The organism is Pseudomonas mucoides, assembly GCF_015461845.1.
In the GTDB taxonomy this organism is placed as follows: domain Bacteria; phylum Pseudomonadota; class Gammaproteobacteria; order Pseudomonadales; family Pseudomonadaceae; genus Aquipseudomonas; species Aquipseudomonas mucoides.
On record NZ_JACOPW010000005.1, the window covers coordinates 302848 to 323620 of the forward strand.

The 20773-nt window shown below is 51.1% G+C and carries 20 protein-coding genes and 1 pseudogene; all 21 read left to right on the top strand.

Translation table 11 applies throughout. From position 1 onward, the window contains the following. Positions 1–21: 21 nt before the first annotated feature. The 21 genes and pseudogenes from H8F22_RS22460 to H8F22_RS22555 all read left to right on the top strand — a co-directional run bounded on the left by H8F22_RS22460 (position 22) and on the right by H8F22_RS22555 (position 20749). Complete coding sequence (locus H8F22_RS22460) at positions 22–2229, top strand: bifunctional prephenate dehydrogenase/3-phosphoshikimate 1-carboxyvinyltransferase (RefSeq protein ID WP_059182367.1); 2208 nt, start codon at positions 22–24, stop codon at positions 2227–2229. Next, a complete protein-coding gene (gene cmk, locus H8F22_RS22465; protein WP_027924112.1) occupies positions 2226–2915 on the top strand; it encodes a (d)CMP kinase in 690 nt (229 codons plus the stop codon). Before H8F22_RS22460 ends, cmk begins: the two co-directional genes overlap by 4 nt. A 120-nt stretch (positions 2916–3035) precedes the next feature. Continuing rightward, complete coding sequence (gene rpsA, locus H8F22_RS22470) at positions 3036–4727, top strand: 30S ribosomal protein S1 (RefSeq protein WP_027924113.1); 1692 nt, start codon at positions 3036–3038, stop codon at positions 4725–4727. Positions 4728–4941: 214 nt separating this feature from the next. Continuing rightward, on the top strand, positions 4942–5220 hold the full coding sequence (locus tag H8F22_RS22475; RefSeq protein WP_027924114.1) for a hypothetical protein: 279 nt from the start codon (positions 4942–4944) through the stop codon (positions 5218–5220). Between the two features lie 146 nt (positions 5221–5366). Further along, positions 5367–5675, top strand: a complete 309-nt coding sequence (ihfB, locus tag H8F22_RS22480) for an integration host factor subunit beta (RefSeq protein WP_059182368.1) — start codon at positions 5367–5369, stop codon at positions 5673–5675. 11 nt (positions 5676–5686) lie between these two features. Beyond that, positions 5687–5926: a LapA family protein gene (locus H8F22_RS22485; protein WP_059182369.1), complete on the top strand. Its 240-nt coding sequence runs from the start codon at positions 5687–5689 to the stop codon at positions 5924–5926. 229 nt (positions 5927–6155) lie between these two features. Continuing rightward, entirely contained in the window at positions 6156–7235 is a 1080-nt protein-coding gene (gene rfbB / locus H8F22_RS22490) for a dTDP-glucose 4,6-dehydratase (RefSeq protein ID WP_194940693.1), read from the top strand. Beyond that, on the top strand, positions 7232–8125 hold the full coding sequence (gene rfbD, locus H8F22_RS22495) for a dTDP-4-dehydrorhamnose reductase (protein ID WP_059182371.1): 894 nt from the start codon (positions 7232–7234) through the stop codon (positions 8123–8125). Before rfbB ends, rfbD begins: the two co-directional genes overlap by 4 nt. Then, complete coding sequence (gene rfbA / locus H8F22_RS22500; protein WP_059182372.1) at positions 8122–9000, top strand: glucose-1-phosphate thymidylyltransferase RfbA; 879 nt, start codon at positions 8122–8124, stop codon at positions 8998–9000. Before rfbD ends, rfbA begins: the two co-directional genes overlap by 4 nt. 155 nt (positions 9001–9155) lie before the next feature. Then, a complete protein-coding gene (locus tag H8F22_RS22505) occupies positions 9156–10211 on the top strand; it encodes an LPS O-antigen chain length determinant protein WzzB (RefSeq protein ID WP_194940694.1) in 1056 nt (351 codons plus the stop codon). 120 nt (positions 10212–10331) lie between these two features. Next, positions 10332–10886: pseudogene (gene rfbC / locus H8F22_RS32695) on the top strand (dTDP-4-dehydrorhamnose 3,5-epimerase); the annotation flags it as partial. Beyond that, positions 10884–11327, top strand: coding sequence for a sugar 3,4-ketoisomerase (locus H8F22_RS32700; protein ID WP_172825981.1), 444 nt, complete (start codon positions 10884–10886; stop codon positions 11325–11327). The pseudogene rfbC and the gene H8F22_RS32700, both read left to right, overlap by 3 nt. A gap of 64 nt (positions 11328–11391) precedes the next feature. Continuing rightward, on the top strand, positions 11392–12513 hold the full coding sequence (locus H8F22_RS22515; RefSeq protein ID WP_194940696.1) for a DegT/DnrJ/EryC1/StrS family aminotransferase: 1122 nt from the start codon (positions 11392–11394) through the stop codon (positions 12511–12513). A 6-nt stretch (positions 12514–12519) separates the two neighbouring features. Further along, a complete protein-coding gene (locus tag H8F22_RS22520) occupies positions 12520–13791 on the top strand; it encodes an O-antigen translocase (RefSeq protein ID WP_194940697.1) in 1272 nt (423 codons plus the stop codon). Between the two features lie 44 nt (positions 13792–13835). Then, the gene (locus H8F22_RS22525; RefSeq protein WP_194940698.1) at positions 13836–14801 is read left to right on the top strand and encodes a glycosyltransferase family 2 protein; all 966 of its coding nucleotides are present in this window, start codon (positions 13836–13838) and stop codon (positions 14799–14801) included. Between the two features lie 3 nt (positions 14802–14804). Continuing rightward, complete coding sequence (locus H8F22_RS22530) at positions 14805–15977, top strand: O-antigen polymerase (RefSeq protein ID WP_194940699.1); 1173 nt, start codon at positions 14805–14807, stop codon at positions 15975–15977. A gap of 65 nt (positions 15978–16042) precedes the next feature. Then, positions 16043–17176 carry an NAD-dependent epimerase/dehydratase family protein gene (locus tag H8F22_RS22535; RefSeq protein ID WP_194940700.1) on the top strand — a complete coding sequence of 378 codons (1134 nt, stop codon included), beginning with the start codon at positions 16043–16045 and terminating at the stop codon, positions 17174–17176. Between the two features lie 11 nt (positions 17177–17187). Continuing rightward, complete coding sequence (locus tag H8F22_RS22540) at positions 17188–17754, top strand: serine O-acetyltransferase (RefSeq protein WP_228758895.1); 567 nt, start codon at positions 17188–17190, stop codon at positions 17752–17754. Continuing rightward, positions 17751–18749 carry a CgeB family protein gene (locus H8F22_RS22545; protein ID WP_194940702.1) on the top strand — a complete coding sequence of 333 codons (999 nt, stop codon included), beginning with the start codon at positions 17751–17753 and terminating at the stop codon, positions 18747–18749. Before H8F22_RS22540 ends, H8F22_RS22545 begins: the two co-directional genes overlap by 4 nt. After that, positions 18746–19726 carry an NAD-dependent epimerase/dehydratase family protein gene (locus tag H8F22_RS22550; RefSeq protein ID WP_194940703.1) on the top strand — a complete coding sequence of 327 codons (981 nt, stop codon included), beginning with the start codon at positions 18746–18748 and terminating at the stop codon, positions 19724–19726. Before H8F22_RS22545 ends, H8F22_RS22550 begins: the two co-directional genes overlap by 4 nt. Before the next feature lie 12 nt (positions 19727–19738). Beyond that, a complete protein-coding gene (locus H8F22_RS22555) occupies positions 19739–20749 on the top strand; it encodes an MraY family glycosyltransferase (protein WP_194940704.1) in 1011 nt (336 codons plus the stop codon). Positions 20750–20773 lie beyond the last annotated feature (24 nt).

Sequence of the window (20773 nt, forward strand, 5' to 3'; positions counted from 1 at the left end):
GCACTGCAATCTGCTGCACCTATGATCGGTCGCCTGGTGGTGGTCGGTCTGGGATTGATCGGTGGTTCGTTCGCCAAGGGCATGCGTGAAAGCGGCCTGTGCCGCGAAGTGGTCGGGGTTGACCTGGATCCGCAGTCGCGCAAGCTGGCGGTCGAGTTGGGCGTGGTGGATCGCTGTGAAGAAGACCTGGCCGCTGCTTGCCAGGGCGCTGACGTGATTCAACTGGCCATTCCGATCCTGGCCATGGAAAAGATGCTGGCACGCTTGGCGGCAATGGATCTCGGATCGGCGATTCTGACCGACGTCGGTAGCGCCAAAGGCAATGTCGTCCGTGCGGCAACCGAAGCGTTTGGCGGCCTGCCGTCGCGCTTTGTGCCGGGGCATCCGATTGCCGGTTCCGAGCAGAGCGGGGTGGAAGCCTCCAACGCCGAGCTGTTCCGTCGTCATAAAGTGATTCTGACGCCGCTGGATCAAACCGATCCGGCCGCGCTGGCAGTGGTCGACCGTCTGTGGCGCGAATTGGGCGCCGATGTCGAACACATGCAGGTCGAGCGCCACGATGAAGTGTTGGCGGCGACCAGTCATTTGCCGCACCTGTTGGCGTTCGGTTTGGTCGATTCGTTGGCCAAGCGCAATGAAAACCTTGAGATCTTCCGTTACGCTGCCGGCGGTTTCCGCGATTTCACAAGAATCGCGGGAAGCGATCCGGTCATGTGGCACGACATCTTCCTCGCTAACCGCGAAGCTGTCCTGCGCACACTCGATACATTTCGCAGCGACCTCGACGCCTTGCGCGACGCGGTCGATGCAGGGGATGGGCACCAATTGTTGGGCGTGTTCACGCGCGCCCGGGTTGCCCGCGAGCATTTCAGTAAAATCCTGGCCCGCCGGGCCTATGTGGACGCTATGAACTCCAACGACCTGATTTTCCTGGCACAACCTGGTGGCCGCCTGACTGGGCGGATTCGTGTACCGGGCGATAAATCGATTTCCCACCGTTCGATCATGCTTGGCTCCCTGGCCGAAGGCGTCACCGAAGTCGAAGGCTTCCTCGAGGGCGAAGACGCTCTGGCGACCCTGCAAGCCTTCCGTGACATGGGTGTTGTGATCGAAGGTCCGCATCATGGTCGTGTGACCATCCACGGTGTCGGCCTGCATGGCTTGAAGCCGGCACCCGGCCCGATCTATCTGGGTAACTCCGGTACTTCGATGCGTCTGCTGTCTGGCCTGTTGGCTGCGCAGAACTTCGACAGCACCCTGACCGGTGACGCTTCGCTGTCCAAACGCCCGATGAATCGCGTGGCCAATCCGCTGCGTGAAATGGGCGCCGTGATCGAGACCGCTGCTGAAGGTCGTCCACCGATGATCATTCGTGGCGGCCACACGCTCAAGGGCTTGACCTACACCATGCCAATGGCCAGTGCCCAGGTTAAATCCTGCCTGCTGCTGGCGGGTCTGTACGCTGAAGGCAAGACCACCGTTACCGAGCCTGCCCCGACGCGCGACCACACCGAGCGCATGTTGCAAGGTTTTGGTTATCCGGTCAGTGTCAGCGGTGCGACTGCATCGGTCGAGTCCGGGCACAAGCTGACCGCGACCCACATCGAAGTGCCGGGCGACATCTCGTCCTCCGCGTTCTTCCTGGTGGCCGCATCGATCGCTGAAGGTTCTGAGCTGGTGCTCGAACACGTCGGCATCAATCCGACCCGTACCGGCGTGATCGACATCCTGCGCCTGATGGGCGGCGATATCACCCTGGAAAACCAGCGTGAAGTCGGCGGCGAACCGGTCGCGGACTTGCGCGTACGTGCAGCTAAACTTAAAGGTATCGAGATTCCCGAGGCCCTGGTTCCACTGGCCATCGACGAATTCCCGGTGCTGTTCGTGGCCGCGGCCTGTGCCGAAGGGCGCACGGTGTTGCGTGGTGCCGAAGAGCTGCGGGTCAAAGAGTCGGACCGGATCCAGGTCATGGCCGATGGCTTGCTGGCGCTGGGCGTCAAATGCGAGCCGACCCCGGATGGCATCATCATCGACGGCGGCCAGATCGGCGGCGGCGAAGTGCATGGTCATGGCGATCACCGGATTGCCATGGCGTTCAGCGTGGCATCGCTGCGCGCGACTGCACCGATCCGCATCCACGATTGCGCCAACGTCGCGACGTCGTTCCCGAACTTCCTTACGCTGTGCGCGCAGGTCGGTATCCGGGTTGCTGAAGAGGCTCAGTCGTGATCAACAAGTCGCCAGTCATTACCATCGATGGCCCGAGCGGTTCCGGTAAAGGCACGATCGCCGGGATTCTGGCGAAACGTCTGGGCTGGAATCTGCTGGATTCCGGTGCGCTGTACCGTTTGCTGGCGTTCGCTGCGCACAATCATGGTGTTGATCTGACCAATGAAGAATTGCTGAAGGCGCTCGCGGCACATCTGGACGTGCAGTTCATCGCTGCGACGGACGGTCAACTGCAGCGAATCATTCTGGAAGGCGACGAAGTCAGTGATGTGATTCGTACTGAAAGTGTCGGCGCCGGCGCATCCCAGGTTGCGGCATTGCCCGCCGTACGCGAGGCGCTGCTGCAGCGCCAGCGTGCTTTCCAGGAAATGCCGGGGCTGGTAGCCGATGGCCGGGATATGGGCACGGTGGTTTTTCCGGACGCGCCCTTGAAGATATTCCTCACTGCCAGTGCCGAGGAGCGTGCGCGCCGTCGATACTTGCAGTTGAAGGGCAAAGTCGATGGTGTTAGTCTGTCGAGTCTGCTAGATGAGATACGTGTCCGCGATGAGCGTGACACCCAGCGAGCGGTAGCCCCGCTCAAACCGGCGGCTGACGCCATACAGCTGGATTCCACGGAATTGTCCATTGATCAGGTGTTGGAACGCATCATGAGCGAGATCGCCATTCGCGATATCGCCGGGTGACCAAGAAGGCCGCGGGGGACCAGTCATAGTCCTGCGGTGGCTTCTTTTAAATGAAACTAACCCATACCGTCTGGGGTGTGGAGATGGGCGTAGTCTTCGCCCTCATCAACAGGAATTAAAATGAGCGAAAGCTTTGCGGAACTCTTTGAAGAAAGCCTAAAAACCCTGAACCTTCAGGCAGGCTCCATCATCACCGGTGTTATCGTTGATATCGATTACCAAGCTCGCTGGGTAACCGTTCACGCTGGCCTGAAGTCTGAAGCACTCATCCCGCTTGAGCAGTTCTACAACGACGCTGGCGAACTGAACATCAACGTCGGTGACGAAGTTCACGTTGCTCTGGACTCGGTTGAAGACGGCTTTGGTGAAACCAAGCTGTCCCGTGAAAAAGCCAAGCGCGCTGAATGCTGGATTGTTCTGGAAGCAGCCTTCGCAGCCGAAGAAGTGGTCAAGGGCGTTATCAACGGTAAGGTTAAAGGCGGCTTCACTGTCGACGTTAACGGCATCCGTGCGTTCCTGCCAGGTTCTCTGGTTGACGTCCGCCCTGTGCGCGATACTACGCACCTGGAAGGCAAAGAGCTGGAATTCAAGGTCATCAAACTCGACCAGAAACGCAACAACGTTGTCGTTTCCCGTCGCAGCGTCCTCGAAGCCGAGAACTCCGCCGAGCGTGAAGCTCTGCTGGAATCCCTGCAGGAAGGTCAGCAAGTCAAAGGTATCGTCAAAAACCTCACCGATTACGGCGCATTCGTCGATCTGGGTGGCGTCGATGGCCTGCTGCACATTACCGACATGGCTTGGAAGCGTATCAAGCATCCTTCCGAAATCGTCAACGTTGGCGACGAGATCGATGTCAAGGTTCTGAAGTACGATCGCGAACGCAATCGTGTTTCCCTGGGCCTGAAGCAACTGGGCGAAGATCCATGGGTTGCTATCAAAGCCCGTTACCCAGAAAGCACTCGCGTTACCGCTCGTGTAACCAACCTGACCGACTACGGCTGCTTCGCTGAGCTGGAAGAAGGCGTTGAAGGCCTGGTACACGTTTCCGAAATGGACTGGACCAACAAGAACATCCACCCTTCGAAAGTCGTACAAGTCGGCGACGAAGTGGAAGTTATGGTTCTGGACATCGACGAAGAGCGTCGTCGTATCTCCCTCGGCATCAAGCAGTGCAAATCTAACCCATGGGAAGATTTCTCTGGCCAGTTCAACAAGGGCGATAAAATCTCCGGCACCATCAAGTCGATCACCGATTTCGGTATCTTCATTGGTCTGGACGGTGGCATCGACGGTCTGGTTCACCTGTCCGACATCTCCTGGAACGAAGTGGGCGAAGAAGCCGTTCGCCGCTTCAAGAAGGGCGACGAGCTGGACACCGTTATCCTGTCGGTTGACCCAGAGCGCGAGCGTATCTCCCTGGGTATCAAGCAACTGGAAAGCGATCCGTTCTCCGAGTACGTTCAAGAGAACGACAAAGGCGCAATCGTTAAAGGCATCGTGAAAGAAGTTGACGCTAAAGGCGCCATCATCACTCTGGCCGACGATATCGAAGCGACTCTGAAAGCCTCCGAAATCAGCCGTGACCGCGTTGAAGACGCGCGCAACGTTCTGAAAGAAGGCCAGGAAGTAGAAGCCAAGATCATCAGCGTTGACCGCAAGAGCCGTGTAATCCAGCTCTCCATCAAGTCGAAAGACGATGCTGAAGAGAAAGAAGCAATCCAGAGCTTGAAAGACAAGCCTGCTGCTGACGTCGCTGCTGGTCCTACCACTCTGGGCGACCTGTTGCGTGCACAAATGGAAAAACAGAACTAAGTTCTGTCAGACCATAGAAAAAGGGCGACTTCGGTCGCCCTTTTTTGTGCCTGCGATTTGGTGGTCTCGCCGATGCTTTTTGGCTGCAAGGATTGTGAAACCAATATCCCCGATAAGTTGTCTCTTTCTTTAATCGGATCAATCGTTTGTTTGCAGCTAACCTTTAGCCTGAAGTGAACGACAGTCGGGCAAGCCGCCCGGCATAAGGAAGTGAATGAACAAGCTCATTGTCGTAATAGCAGTACTGACATTGGCGGGTTGTACCACTAATGCCAAGACTCATGTCGTGCGCGGGGTCAGTGGTATTGAGATTGACTGTTCCGGGCTGGGGTCCGGGTGGGAAAAGTGTCGCAAGCGTGCGGATAGGGAGTGTAAGGCGGCAGGGTATAAGGTCGTCGCAAGGTCTGATGACGCCAAGGACGAGGATGAATTCCCTTTTGGTTTCAATCCGGCGGGCTACCTGACGCGGACCATGTTGGTTATCTGTCGCTGAGTGAGGGCTATATCGGGGAGCCGGGGTTTATATGGCATCCCCGGGGCTTGAAAATATATGTGAAAACTCGGGCTGTTCAAATTCTTTCGAGCATGCTAAAACCTTTGAAGCGCTTTTCCTAGCTGCTTGAAAAAGAAGGGAAAAATATGACGAAGTCGGAGTTGATCGAACGAATTGTCACCCATCAAGGGCTGCTCTCATCCAAGGATGTGGAGCTGGCCATCAAGACCATGCTTGAGCAAATGTCCCAATGCCTCGCCACAGGGGATCGTATCGAGATCCGTGGGTTTGGCAGCTTCTCCTTGCACTACCGTGCACCACGCGTAGGTCGCAATCCAAAAACCGGCCAGTCCGTCAGCCTCGACGGTAAGTTCGTTCCGCATTTCAAGCCGGGGAAGGAGTTGCGCGATCGGGTCAATGAGGAAGAGGAGGAGGGTTTTGGCCTTCATGAATAAAGGATCGGCGCATGCGTAACCTCAAGCGCGTACTACTCGCAATAGTTGTCCTGTTGCTGATTTTGGCAGTTCTGGCTTTCATGCTTGAAAATCAGCAGTCGGTTTCATTGCTGTTCCTCGGCTGGTCAGTTCCGCAAATGCCAGTATCGCTGGTCATGGTTCTTGCGCTGCTGTTTGGTATGCTGATTGGGCCTATTCTAGGGTGGTTTCTGGGGCGGGCGTCCAGATCTTCCCGCAAGCGTCTTGTCTGATCACGAAAACCTCAGGCGCATCAAGAATTCGCTTCACAGCTTGTCTATATCCATTAGTAAAAGCGTCATTAAGCTGTAAAATGCTGCGCTTGTCCGATAATGGCACTGTCCTGCATCGGTACAGACTGACACTGTCAGAAGCCTCAGCTTAGAAGACGGCTTTTGCATTCATGGATTAGGCAGCGCTCGGTTGACGGCCCTGTCAGTAACTCAAAGGGTGTGTTTTCGCGTGAAAATTCTAGTAACCGGCGGCGCCGGGTTCATCGGCTCGGCAGTCATCCGTCATATCATCTCCAATACTGCCGACTCCGTGGTTAACGTCGATAAGCTGACTTACGCCGGTAACCTCGAGTCATTGGCCGAAGTTAGCCAGAACGATCGCTATGTGTTCGAGCGCGTCGACATCTGCGATCGTGATCAAGTCGACCGCGTTCTGCGTGAACACCAACCAGATGCCATCATGCACTTGGCCGCAGAGTCGCACGTTGACCGCTCGATTTCGGGGCCATCGGAATTTATCCAGACGAACATCATCGGCACTTACACCCTGCTGGAAGCCGCACGCCACTACTGGGCTGCACTGGACAATGGGCGCAAAGCCAATTTCCGCTTCCACCACATTTCCACTGATGAGGTTTACGGAGACCTGGAAGGTCCGGAAGACCTGTTCACCGAAACTACGCCGTATCAACCGAGTTCACCTTATTCCGCCAGTAAGGCAAGCTCTGACCATCTGGTTCGTGCCTGGAGCCGGACCTACGGCCTTCCGACATTGGTCACCAACTGTTCAAACAACTACGGTCCGTGCCATTTCCCCGAAAAGCTGATCCCGCTGATCATCCTCAATGCGCTGGAAGGCAAGCCGTTGCCGGTTTACGGCAAAGGCAACCAGGTTCGCGATTGGCTTTATGTCGAAGACCACGCCCGTGCTTTGTACAAAGTTGTGACTGATGGTGTTATTGGCGAGACGTACAACATCGGTGGTCATAACGAAAAGCAAAACATCGAAGTCGTACACACACTTTGCGCTTTGCTTGACGAATTGCGCCCGGATTCTGCCCATCGCCCGCACGCTAGTCTGATCACCTATGTCCAGGATCGCCCGGGCCACGATCAGCGTTACGCGATTGATGCCAGCAAAATTCAGCGCGAGCTAGGCTGGACGCCGGAAGAAACATTTGAAACCGGTATTCGCAAGACCGTCGAGTGGTACCTCAGTAACACTGAATGGGTAGCGCATGTGAAAAGCGGTAGCTACCAGCAGTGGATAGACCAGAATTACGCGGATCGTTCTTCGAGCAAAGCATGAAGATCCTGCTCCTGGGAAAAAATGGCCAGGTAGGCTGGGAGCTGCAACGCTCCTTGGCGCCACTCGGTGATTTGATTGCGCTTGATCGTCACAGCGTTGACGGTTTGTGCGGTGATCTGTCTGACCCTGATGCATTACGCGCAACGATTCGTCAGGTCAAGCCTGATGTTATCGTCAATGCTGCGGCTTACACGGCTGTCGATAAAGCTGAGTCCGAGACTGAGCTGGCGGATCGTGTGAATAGCCAGGCGAGTCAAGTCATGGCTGAGGAAGCCGCTACCTTGGGGGCGTGGTTGATCCACTATTCGACCGACTACGTCTTCGATGGGCAGGGTACATCGCCTTGGCAAGAGTCTGATGCGGTTGCGCCAGTGAATCACTACGGCGCCAGCAAACTGGCGGGTGAACAGGCGATCATTGCGTCTGGCTGTAAGCATTTGATCTTTCGCACCAGTTGGGTCTACGGCGCTCGTGGCAACAACTTTGCCAAGACAATGCTGCGATTGGCTTTGGATCGCGAAACGCTGAACGTTATTGCCGATCAGGTTGGCGCACCCACGGGGGCCGATCTGATCGCAGACGTGACAGCTTTGGCAATCCAGCAGGTCATGCAGCGTCCTGAACTGGCAGGCTTGTATCATCTGGCCGCTAGTGGCGAGGTGTCGTGGCATGGCTATGCGAGTTATGTCATTGACTTCGCCAAGGCCAATGGCGAAACGTTGGCCGTCACCGCGATCAATCCCATTGCCACGACCGCTTATCCAACACCTGCGCGTCGACCTCTGAATTCACGATTGAATACTCAGAAGCTGCGTGACAATTTTTCTCTACACTTGCCGGATTGGCAATGTGGTGTAACCCGAATGCTTAGGGAAGTCCTGAATAAATGACCACGACAAATCGTAAAGGTATCATCCTGGCCGGCGGCTCGGGCACTCGTTTGCACCCGTTGACTCTCGGCGTGTCCAAACAGATGCTGCCCATCTACGACAAGCCGATGATCTTCTACCCGCTGTCGGTATTGATGTTGGCAGGGATGCGAGAGATTCTGATCATCTCCACGCCTGAAGACTTACCTTGTTTCCGCAAGCTGTTGGGTGATGGCAGCATCTACGGGATCAAGTTGACCTACGCCGAGCAGCCAAGTCCTGACGGCCTGGCTCAAGCGTTTATTATTGGTGAAGAGTTCATTGGCAAGGATCCGTGCTGCTTGATCCTGGGTGACAATATTTTCTACGGTCAGCACTTCTCCGATAACCTGCGTTCCGCTAGCTCTCAGCAGGTGGGTGCTACTGTTTTTGGCTATCACGTTTCCGACCCTGAGCGGTTCGGTGTGGTCGAGTTCGATGCAACGGGTCGCGCGCTGAGTATTGAAGAGAAGCCGCTGAAGCCTAAATCCAACTACGCGGTAACCGGACTGTATTTCTACGACAATGATGTTGTAGAAATTGCCAAGGGTATCCAGCCGTCCGAACGTGGTGAACTGGAAATCACTGATGTGAACCGTGCTTACCTCTCGCGTAAGAGCCTGAATGTCGAAATGCTGGGTCGCGGCTTCGCCTGGCTGGACACAGGTACCCACGATTCGCTGCTGGAAGCCAGTCACTTCGTTCATACTATTGAGCAACGTCAAGGCCTTAAAGTGGCTTGTCTGGAAGAGATTGCCTTCACGAATGGCTGGATCGACAGGACACAGCTGGCAGAGCAAGCTGACCGACTCAAAAAGACAGGGTACGGCCAGTACCTGGCTAAATTGCTAAATTGAGATTCCATATTGCCGTGACGGGGGCAGCGCTCTGTCATGCTCGGGTTCAATTTCAACGCGATGGACGATGCGTCCGTGCGAAACAGTTGGGCAAAAGACCGTAATGCAGCGACCTCCTGTTAGATGTAAACAGATGAAAACAAGGCTCAAAGACCATGCGAAGTGATGCAACAAATAATCAATACCAAGATGACATTGATATTTTTTCGATAGCACGTGGGCTCTGGAGCCGCGTGTGGGTAATTATTGCCGTCACATTGATCGCTGGTGTTTTGGGTCTAATGTATGCGTTCTTGAGTGAGCGTGTTTATGAAGCCAAAGCCTATTTGGTGCCTCCTACCCAGAGTGATATTGCGGATCTGAATACTGGGCGCACCGCAAAAAACGAACTTACTCCCTATTCAATTGGAGATGCCTACCGCTTATTTTTGCGGAACCTCCAATCCGAATCGTTGCGTCAAGAAATTTTCTCTGAGGTATACCTGTCATCGCTGAGCGATGATCAAAAGACTCGGCCACAAGACGCCTTGTACGCGGAGTTCTCAAAAAAGTTTCAGGTTAATCCAGTGACTGCTGATGAGGCAGGCCGGTTTTCTGTGATCGTTCAAACTACCAGCCCTCAACAAGCTGTTGAGTGGGTGAAGAGCTACATAGAAAAAGCCGCGCTATTGGCCGCTGATGAAATCACAAAAAACGTATCTTATGAGGCTAAGGTTCGCTCCCGGGGCATTAGTCAGGAAATAGATACTCGACGTGAAACAGGTGAGTTTTCGCGTGGGGATACCATCGTCAAATTACGGGAGGCACTCAGTGTCGCTAAGGCAGCTGGTCTGCAAAAACCAACTGTGATATTTGGCGCAGCGCCGACTGCAATGGCTGGGAAAATGGACGGTGAAGTGAGTTTCCTGAGAGGTGCGGAAGCACTCAATGCGGAGATAAAGAATCTCGAAAGCAGGTCGTCTAACGACGCGTACATCAAAGAATTACGTAATCTTCAAGCCAAGAAGAGCTTCTACGATAAGTTGGCGGTCGTGTCGAAAGATTTTAGATTGTTCCGGTATGACGGTAATGTCGAAACGCCGCTAAGCGCAGTCAAGCCAAAGAAAGCGTTAGTGATCTCTCTGGCACTGGTACTGGGGCTGATGCTTGGTGTGCTTTTTGCGTTTACTCTGTATCGCTTGGATGAGTCGCGAAAAGTATCGCTTACGTGATATGCAATCGCAGCAACGCTGTTTTTAATAAGCGTTGCAGAGGCCATGAAAATTGTGCCTTTAAGTTGTTTATAAGTCATTGTCGGCAGGAAATTTCACTGCCGTTTAAGGTGTAACTACATGAAAGTACTAAAAACCGATTTACAGGAAGTAATTATAATAGAACCAACGGTTTTTAGAGATGATCGCGGCTGGTTTGCTGAAAGTTTCAACGAGCCGCGTTTTCATGAAGCGCTGTCTCAGTCGGGATTACCCGTGCCGAGAAGTTTTATTCAGGATAATCATTCTTGCTCTCAAAAGGGCGTACTTAGAGGGCTGCACTATCAGTTGTCACCTCATGCCCAGGGGAAACTGGTCAGAGTTGTTTCCGGCGCTGCGTACGATGTGGCCGTTGATATTCGAAAGGGATCCCCTACCTATGGTCAATGGGTTGGCGTCGAATTGAGTGCGGACAACCATAAAATGTTGTGGATTCCTGAGGGGTTTGCTCACGGGTTTGTGGCGCTTGAGGATGACACTCACTTTCTTTACAAAACGACAGATGTCTACTCCAAGGAGTCCGAGCGCAGTATCCGCTGGGACGATCCCGATATCGGCATAACGTGGCCGGAAGGCCTCGACTTCATCGTGAGTGAAAAAGACAAGCAGGCGAACGCTTTGAATGATGCGGATTTGCCGACTTTTTACGAAGCAGGCACGACGCAGCTAATCGAATTGGATGTGATAGGCGACAATCGTGGAAGCTTGATTGCGCTGGAGCAGGGCGGACAAATTCCGTTTGAAATAAAGCGTGTCTATTATATTTTCGGCACCCTGCCAGATGTCAGTCGTGGATTTCATGCGCACAAACAGTTGCGACAACTAGCCGTCTGCGTGGCAGGAAAGTGCCGCATGCTGATGGATAACGGCGTCTCTAAAGAAGAAGTCTGGCTGGACTCGCCAACGAAAGGGGTTCTTATTAATAATCTCATTTGGCGAGAGATGCATGATTTTAGTGAGGACTGTGTATTGGTCGTCTTTGCCAGTCAGGAATATGACGAGTCGGACTATATACGCGACTATGAAGAGTTTGTAAGTGTTGTAGCAAGCCAGATGGTAACGAATAGCGCGAATTGATCGGAATCCAGGCATCGAAAAAATTTGCCATGGGTTTTAGTAAGACGAAAAAACAGGTGACCTGATGATTGAGTTTTTAAGTTTGAAAGATGTGAACGCAGCCTACGCTGATGAACTCAAGGCTGCCTGTGCGAGAGTCATTGATTCTGGTTGGTATATTCAGGGTAAAGAGTTGGAGCAGTTCGAAACAGAATTTGCTGCTGCCTGTGGCGCGGAGTTTTGCTTCGGCGTAGCGAATGGTCTGGATGCGCTCACACTCACCTTGAGAGCCTGGAAAATTCTCGGTAAGTTGAATGTTGGCGATGAAGTGATCGTCCCTGCCAATACCTACATCGCCAGTATTCTGGCCGTCACTGAAAATGGCCTGATACCCGTTTTGGTTGAGCCAGATGAGTCGTTGAATATTTCTCCTGCCCTTATCAAGGCCGCCATTGGTCCAAAAACCAAGGCGATTATTCCAGTCCACCTGTATGGACAGTTGGCTGATATGCCAGCGATCATGAGTATTGCGAAAGACCATGGCCTGTTGGTGCTGGAAGATTCTGCTCAGGCGCACGGTGCTAGTATTGACGGGAAAATCGCCGGTAGTTGGGGTGATGCATCCGGGTTTAGTTTTTACCCAGGGAAGAACCTGGGGGCGCTTGGAGATGCAGGTGCCATCACAACCAACGATCCGGAATTGGCGCGAGTTGTAAAAGCACTGCGCAATTATGGATCACACGAAAAATATAAAAATATTTTCCAAGGTGTGAATAGTCGTCTGGATGAGATCCAGGCAGCGATGTTAAGTGTAAAGCTGAAATACCTGTCAGAAGATATTCAAAAGCGCAGAGCAATAGCAGAACTCTACATGACGGGCATCAACAATAACCTGATTCAATTGCCTCTCAGCAAGGAAGTGTCGCCGCTGAATCTGCAGAGTCATGTTTGGCATCTTTTTGTGGTTCGTTCGGAAAAACGTGACCAATTGCAGAAGCACTTGGCCGCCTCCGGTATTCAAACACTAATCCATTACCCTATTCCGCCTCACAAGCAGCAAGCTTATAAAGACTGGAATGAGATGTCCTTTCCTGTTACTGAAGCCATTCATGAGCAAGTATTGAGCCTGCCAATCGGACCAACGATGTCTCTGGATGATGCAGCGAAAGTAATTAGTGCTTGCAATAGTTTCAACGGTAATGGTTGAAGGATAATGACACTGATAAAAACGAGCCTGCTGAACGGAATTGCTGTTCTCGTCAAAATGCTCACTTTGCTTGGGATCAATAAAGTACTGGCAATTTATGTCGGTCCTGTCGGCTACGCTGCGCTTGGTCAGTTTCAGAATGCCATACAGATGATAACCACGTTTGCCAGTGGTGCGATCAATACTGGCGTTACCAAGTACACAGCCGAGTATCACTATAGTGAGGAAAAGCAGCAAGCCGTCTGGCGCAGTGCGGGCACTATCGCCATCACCGGTTCGTTACTATCCAGTGTTGTTATATTTGTTTTTAGCGCGGACCTTGCTGGTTGGATACTGAAGAACAAGGAGTTCGCGGGCGTTCTCAGATGGTTTGCAGCCACGTTGGTATTCTTCACCCTGAATACACTTTTACTTGCCATACTTAATGGTAAGAAAGACCTTGTTCGTTACGTGGCTGCAAACATTGCTGGTAGTTTATTTGCATTCGTGGTGACCACGGTCCTGTCAATATTTTCGGGGCTTTATGGTGCATTGATAGCGTTGGCCATTTATCAGTCAATTAGCTTTTTTGTTACACTAATGATTTGTTGCAGGGCACCTTGGTTTCGTTTGGCCTATATGTATGGGCGAGTGGATAAAGAGGTTGCAAAGAACTTTTTTAAATTTACAGCGATGGCCCTTACTTCAGCAGTTTGCGTCCCGGTCAGTCATATTTTGGTGCGTAACCATTTGGGCGCTACTTTGGGTTGGGAGGCCGCAGGTTACTGGGAGGCTATGTGGCGATTAAGTGCGGCTTATCTAATGCTTGTGACGACCACGTTAAGTGTCTACTACCTGCCCAAACTATCTGAGTTAACCCATCAGTCGGAGATTAAGGACGAAATACTCCAAGGCTACAAATTTATTCTGCCGTGCGCAGCCGTTTGCGGGCTTCTGATGTATGTGCTGCGTGATTTTATTATCCAGGTTTTGTTTACAGCTGACTTCCTGCCCATGAGGAGTCTGTTTGCTTGGCAACTTGTTGGCGATACTCTGAAAATCGGCAGCTGGATACTGGCGTATGTGATGCTTGGTAAGGCGATGTTTAAGCTGTTCATTGCTTCTGAAGTTTTCTCCGCGATAAGTTTCTATGCGTTAACGGTGATACTGACGAAGTATATGGGGTTGGAGGGCGTGTCCCTCGCTCATGCTTTAAATTATGCTATCTACTGGTTTGTGATGATTTTTTTTGTTACTGGCGCACTCAAAAGGATGAAGCCTGAGACGTTAATTGGCTGACCGTAGTTGGATGCTTGATTATTTTTGCTTATTGAGGCGCGAAGTTGAATATTTATAATCCAAAAGTTTCTGTGATGATCATAACCTACAATCAATGTCACTTGATTGCAGAAACTATTGAAAGCGTACTTTCACAAGATTATAAAAATCTTGAAGTTGTGGTTGCTGACGACGCGTCGACCGATGGAACGCAGGACGTTATATTGGATTTTCAACGCCGGTACCCTGATACAGTGGTGCCTGTTTTGAATGAAAAAAATATTGGGATCACCGGTAATTCAAATGCTGCTTTTTTTGCTTGCACGGGTGATCTGGTGGCGATCCTTGGTGGCGATGATCTATTTCTGCCAGGAAAAATTACCGCTCAGGTGGCACAGTTTGAAGATCCGAATGTAGTTCTTTCGTATCATCCCGTCGATATCTTCAATCATGCTGATGGAAGTCTTATTTTTCGGACCAATACCACCGAAAAAGAAAAGATCCATAATGCTTACGACTTGATTGCCAAGGGCGGTATACCAGGTGCTTCGTCTGTAATGGTGAGACGTTCGGCATGTCCAGCACATGGCTTCGATCCACTTATTCCTATGGTCTCGGATTGGATCTTCAATATCGAAGTTGCCCTGCGTGGTGAAGTTCGCGAGCTCGAGGGTGTTTATGGAAAGTACCGTAAGCATGGTCTCGGAGCGAGTGACAGAACATTTGAACTGCTCGCAGAATCCTTGTTGACGTTAGATGTCATATCGCAACGTTATGCAGGTGACCCGCTTCTTCATGAAGCCTGTCAGCAGGGAGGCTACCGTTATCTGCTGGGTGAGCTCTTCCGGCAAGTAGTCAAGAAAAATAAAGCGAATGTAGAGACATTGCACCCTTTGTTTTTGAAGTACTCGGCCGGTAACAAGAGATTTTTGACCAATGTCATGTTTAAAGTACTGAATAATTCACTGGTCTTTAAGTTTGTTTCTGAGCTTCTTCCAAAGCTGAAGAATGCTATAAAGCGGAACGTATAATTTATGCTAAATCCCGCATTTGTTTATATATCCATGTGGTCTTTGGTCTTGCTGCTGTATTTTTTGGGGTTGACCAGCAATTTGGTCGCCCCATCAGTAGTAGGGCTGATGGTTATATTGATGAATATGGTAAGTATTTTTTTACTGTATGTGTTGTTGAAGAACCGAAAAAGTACTGAGTCGGTAAGTCTCGAAAGGGCCGAATTCTATACACGAGTGGTCAGTCGTTTTTTTCGTGTTTTGTTTGCTCTTTGGGTTGTAGGAACCCTTTTTGAAATTTATTATTCGGGTGGTGTGCCACTTTATTGGCGGCTTGTCGGTATCGATAAGTTGTATACAGAGTTTGGCGTGCCGTCGCTCCATGGTGTGATGAACGCTTGCTACTTGCAAGTACTGTCTATGGCGACTTATCTGTCAATAAGAACCAAGTCAAAATCGCTGGCATTGTTTGTTGCGCTGTTACTGTTTTGGCCTGTACTCATGTTAGGGCGCGGGATTCTGCTAAGTGGATTGATCCAGATAGTGTGCGTCTCCCTTTTGCTGACCAAGGTGTCTTATAAAAAGATATTAAGCCTGGTTCTGGTGGCTCTCTCTGTGGTTGTCGTGTTTGGCTATCTTGGGGATATGCGACAAACATCCAATCCATTTTCCTATCTGGTTTCTGGTAGGTCGGCAGCAGTATTCGATGCTCTACCTAGCGGTTTTCTTTGGTTTTATGTTTATTTAACTGCGGGGTTAAGTAACTTTTTTCATAATATCGATATCGTTACGCCGGCCTGGTCGTTTTCGTACTCGATGTCCAACATGCTGCCTTCGATCGTGAGGGATTTTTTTGGGTTGGATGCCAGAAACGATCTTTTTACCTTCGTTGATAGAAATTTGAATACTTCAACTATTTATGCTGGCTTCGTATCGGATGTGGGGGCGATGGGTGGTTTCATCTTCGTTGCCATTATTCAGTTAGTGTGTTGCTGCATTTATAATGCCTCGCTGAAGGGCAAGCCTTGGGGGATTTTTGCCTATTCGGTTGCTTTCCAGATTCTGGTTTTTTCAATATTCTATGACATGTTTTTTTTACTCCCCACCCTGTTTCAGTTGTTCATCTGTTTTTCGCTTTATGTTTTTGCAAATCTGCGGCTCATCCATCAAACAAAGGAAGCGGCGCAAGGCGCATAATACAATCCGTAGGTGGGATGCGAGCGTAGGAAACTGTTTCACTGTCGATTTCTAAAGGTACCATCATGAAAAAAATTCTCATCACCGGCGGCGCAGGATTCATAGGTTCGCACCTTGTTCCAAAGTTGCTGAGCACCAATCACGCTGTCAGGATTCTTGATCCTTTGACCGTTCAGGTGCATGGCCAGGTCCCCGCTGATCTCGATTGGCTCAGTCATGACGGTGTCGAATTCATCCGTGGAAGCGTCACGTCCAGAGAAGACTGGATAAAGGCGCTGGACGGTGTCGATGGTATCGTCCATCTCGCCGCCGAGACCGGCACTGGCCAATCGATGTATGAGATCGCCCGTTATAATGAGGTGAATTCGCAAGGCACTGCGCTGATGTTTGACGTGCTGGGTAAATTGCCTAGCCATCAAGTCACGCGAATTGTTTTGTCGTCGAGCCGATCGGTTTACGGTGAAGGTGCCTATATCAACCCCGTTACCAACCAGCGAGTCTCACCTCTAGCGCGTTCGGCAGAGGCTTTGAGCCAATCAAAGTGGGAGCCATTGTGCCCTTCGACGGGTGCCCCGCTTCAGTTGGTGCCTACGTCGGAGTCAGATCTGATTGCGCCGTCTTCGTTTTATGCGGCGACTAAATATGCTCAGGAAGATCTTGTTCGTATTGGCTGTCAGTCAATGGGCATTGATTACACGATATTCCGTTTGCAGAACGTGTATGGCGAGCGTCAGTCGCTGAATAACCCCTACACCGGTATTTTGTCCATTTTTTCGACGAAGATCCGCCGCGATAGCGTCCTGCCACTCTTCGAGGACGGGTTGGAAAGTCGCGACTTTGTCCACGTTGACGATGTTACTGATGCGTTGCTGGCCGGTTTGCTCGTCGAAAAATCGCCAAACACAGTGGTTAACGTGGGTAGCGGTATAGCGACTTCTGTCAAGGAGGTTGCGGAGGAGCTGACACGGGCATTCGGTAAAGAGCCTAATGTAACGGTCACTGGCCAGTTCCGGGTAGGGGACATTCGGCATAACTATGCAGACGTTACTCGGCTTAATAATTTGCTGGGTATTTACCCGAAAGTGTCTTTGAAAGAAGGCTTGAAACGATTCGCTGAGTGGGTGCTTTCCCAGCCTCTGCCTGAGGATCAGCTTGAAAAAGCCAATCAAGAGCTGCGTGCCCGAAAGTTAATGAATTAAGGAATATGTCTATGGAGCAGCACGACGCCGGGTTGAGAGCTTTACTGCGAGCGGATTTGGAGCGACAGAGAGCTTTGTTCAATGCGCCTCCCGTCGCATCAAAAATAAAGTTCTTCTTGAGTATGTTTTCGCCACGATTCGCCCCCGTGCTGCTTTACCGACTTGCCTTTCAATCCAATACCAAGGGCTTTAAAGTCCTTGCTCGCTTTTTTTCATTGCTGAATTTTACGGTATTCGGCATTGAGATCGCAGTCGTGTGCAAGATTGGTCCGGGCTTGTTTTTTCCCCATACCCAAGGAACGGTGATCGGTGCAGTGAGCATTGGCAGCAATGCAATCATCTATCAAGGCGTAACGCTAGGCGCCAGAGACCTGGATTTTACCTACGATAGCGATCACAGGCCCGTCGTCGGAGATAACGTTGTTATCGGCGCGGGCGCAAAAATACTGGGAGGGCTGGTGTTGGGGAACAACGTGACTGTCGGTGCTAATTCGGTACTGCTGATGAGTGTCCCATCCGATGTCATTGTGGCCGGAATGCCTGCGAAAATTGTTAAAGAACGGATGATGTCGTCGTGAATGATCTGCTTGAAAACAAGAAAGTGTTATACGTTGCTCCGGTCTTCTTTGGCTATGAGAATGAAATCAAAGGGGAGCTGGAGCGACAGGGGGCGCAGGTTACGTTTCTTCTGGATCGTCCGTTTAATTCCCCGTTTCTGAAGGCGCTTACCCGTGTGCGCCGTGAATGGGTGATCGGCGCTGCGGATCGTTATTATAAAAAAGAACTCGCGTCGATCAGCGCTGAGTTTGACTATGTCTTTGTAGTGAACGGCCAGACGCTTTCTAAAGAAACTCTCAGCGGATGGCGCCAACAGTTTTCTTCTGCAAAGTTTATTCTTTATATGTGGGATTCGTTTTCCAATCGGCAGCAAACGGTAGAGAATCTCGAATATTTTGATAGTGTGTTTTCTTTCGATAAAAATGACGCTCAAGAATTTGGCGTACATTTTCGACCTCTTTTCTTTTCCAAGGGGTTTGAAGCGACTGAACAAGTCACTCCCGAGTTTGATATAAGTTTTATTGGGACAGCTCATACCGATCGATTTTCTATCGTTCAAAAAATTGATCGGCAGTTGGGTGTCTCCGTAAAAAAATACTGGTACCTCTTTTTGCAAGCGAAGTGGGTCTACTGGTTTTATCGGTTTACGAATGCTTCGTTTCGTAGTGCCAAACGCAGCGATTTTCAGTTTGACTCAATCTCCAAAGCGGAAGTCCAGCGCGTATTTAATCGGTCAAAGGTCATACTTGATATTGAGCATCCTCATCAGACCGGGCTCACTATGCGGACGCTGGAAACATTAGGTGCACGCAAGAAATTGGTGACAACCAATTCCAGCGTCAAGTCATATGACTTTTACAGTGAGGAGAATATCTACGTTATTGAGCGCACTGAGCCTAGTATTCCAGTCGTTTTTTTTGAAAAGCCTTACAAGCAGGTTGAGCCGCAGATCTACCGCAAATATAGTTTGGTTGGCTGGGTCGAAGAGATTATCAATTTGGTGAACTCAAAATGAAGATACTGGTAACTGGGGCTAGCGGATTTATAGGTCGGGCTTTATGTCTGGATCTCCAAGCCAGTGGGTTTTCAGTTCGCGCAGTGATGCGACAGACATCTTCGGGGGTCGCCGAGTATGAGTGCTGTTATGGTGCGTTGGATGACGAAAGCTTTCTCCTCAAAGCGCTCGACGGGGTAGATGTCGTCATTCATCTGGCTGGGCGTGCACACCAGTTTGGTCAAGCATCCAATAATCTGGAGGCCATGCTCGATGTGAACAAGAGACTCACGCTCGAGCTGGCTTCATCCGCGGCGAAGGCCGGGATCAAGCGATTTGTATTTGTCAGTTCTATCGGTGTGAATGGCGTCGAAACCGGGTCAACACCTGTAGACGAGCTTTCAGAAGTCAATCCGGTAAAAGATTACGCTGTATCCAAATATCAAGCTGAACTCGGGCTCGTCGAGCGTTACGTAACAATTGAAAGCACGATGGAGTTGGTCATAGTGCGTCCGCCATTGGTATATGCAGGGAACGCACCTGGTAATTTTCAGCGATTGTTAAAGCTTGTCGATCTCGGTGTGCCGCTGCCGTTTTCCGGGGTCAACAATAAGAGAAGTATGATTTCGCTGAATAATCTTACTGATTTTTTAAGGACGTGTGCAGTTCATCCCGGTGCCCGCGGGCAGTTGTTCCTGGTTTCGGACGGAGAAGATCTGTCGCTGCCTGAGATAATTCGGGGGCTGGCTTCGGGGATGGGGCGTAAATCGCGGCTGTTTTATTTTCCCGTTTCAGTAATGTCCGCGTTTAGTAAGATGCTGGGTAAGAGCGCGCTGATGACGCAGTTATGCGGTTCATTTGTATTGAACTCGACTAAAGCAAGAGTCTGCTTGAATTGGACGCCGCCATTTTCGTCTCGCGAGGAGCTTGTTAAGGCGGCTCAAGACTACAAAATGTCCAGTGATGCACGTAGTTTAAAATCGGCGCAGTCCGAGTAGGGAGCAGTCTTCATGTTGTGGTTGTTTTTGCTGGTCATTGCAATATTTTCTTTCGGGTTGACGTGGGTTCTTCGTCGGTACGCGTTGGCTCGTAGCTTAATCGACGTTCCTAATGCCCGCAGTTCCCACACGATCCCCACGCCCAGAGGCGGCGGCGTGGCGATTGTGCTGTGCTTCATCGCAGCTGTCGTGGTCATGAATGTGTTGAAGATGATGTCTTTCAACGATTCTCTGGCATTGCTCGGCGCCGGTGCCGCGGTAGCGATCCTCGGTTTTTTGGATGATCACGGGCATATCGCCGCCAGATGGCGTCTATTGGGGCATTTTTCAGCGGCTTTTTGGGCGCTTTACTGGATCGGCGGACTTGCGCCCATTTCAATCTTCGGAGCAACGATTGAATTGGGAATACTCGGTTACGTCGTAGCGGCCATGTTTCTTGTCTGGATGCTGAATCTCTATAACTTTATGGACGGTATCGACGGAATCGCCAGCGTTGAGGCCGTGACGGTTTGCGTCGGGGTCGCTGTCTTGTACGGGTTGCAGGGCGGCATCTCCACCGTGGCTCCGTTACTGCTCGCTTGTTCCGTGCTAGGTTTCCTTTGCTGGAATTTTCCTCCTGCGAAGATTTTTATGGGCGATGCCGGTAGCGGTTTTCTTGGCATTACCCTTGGCATCCTCGCTCTGCAGTCGGCATGGATATCGACGAATCTGTTCGTGGGGTGGTTGATTCTCCTGGGAGTATTCATCGTCGATGCCACCGTTACGTTGATCCGTCGGTTGGTGAGAGGTGACAAGGTATACGAAGCTCATCGCAGCCATGCCTACCAGTTTGCTGCCCGCCAATACAAAAGGCATCTGCCGGTAACATTGGTGACAGGTGTGCTTAACATTGCATGGTTGTTTCCGCTTGCCTGGCTGGTCGTCGAAGGTAAGCTGGAAGGGCTGATAGGACTGCTTGTTGCGTATATACCTTTGGTGCTTCTGGCATTAAAATTTCGCGCCGGGGATTTGGAGGGTCGATGATCCTCAGCGCCTTCGACGGTGCTA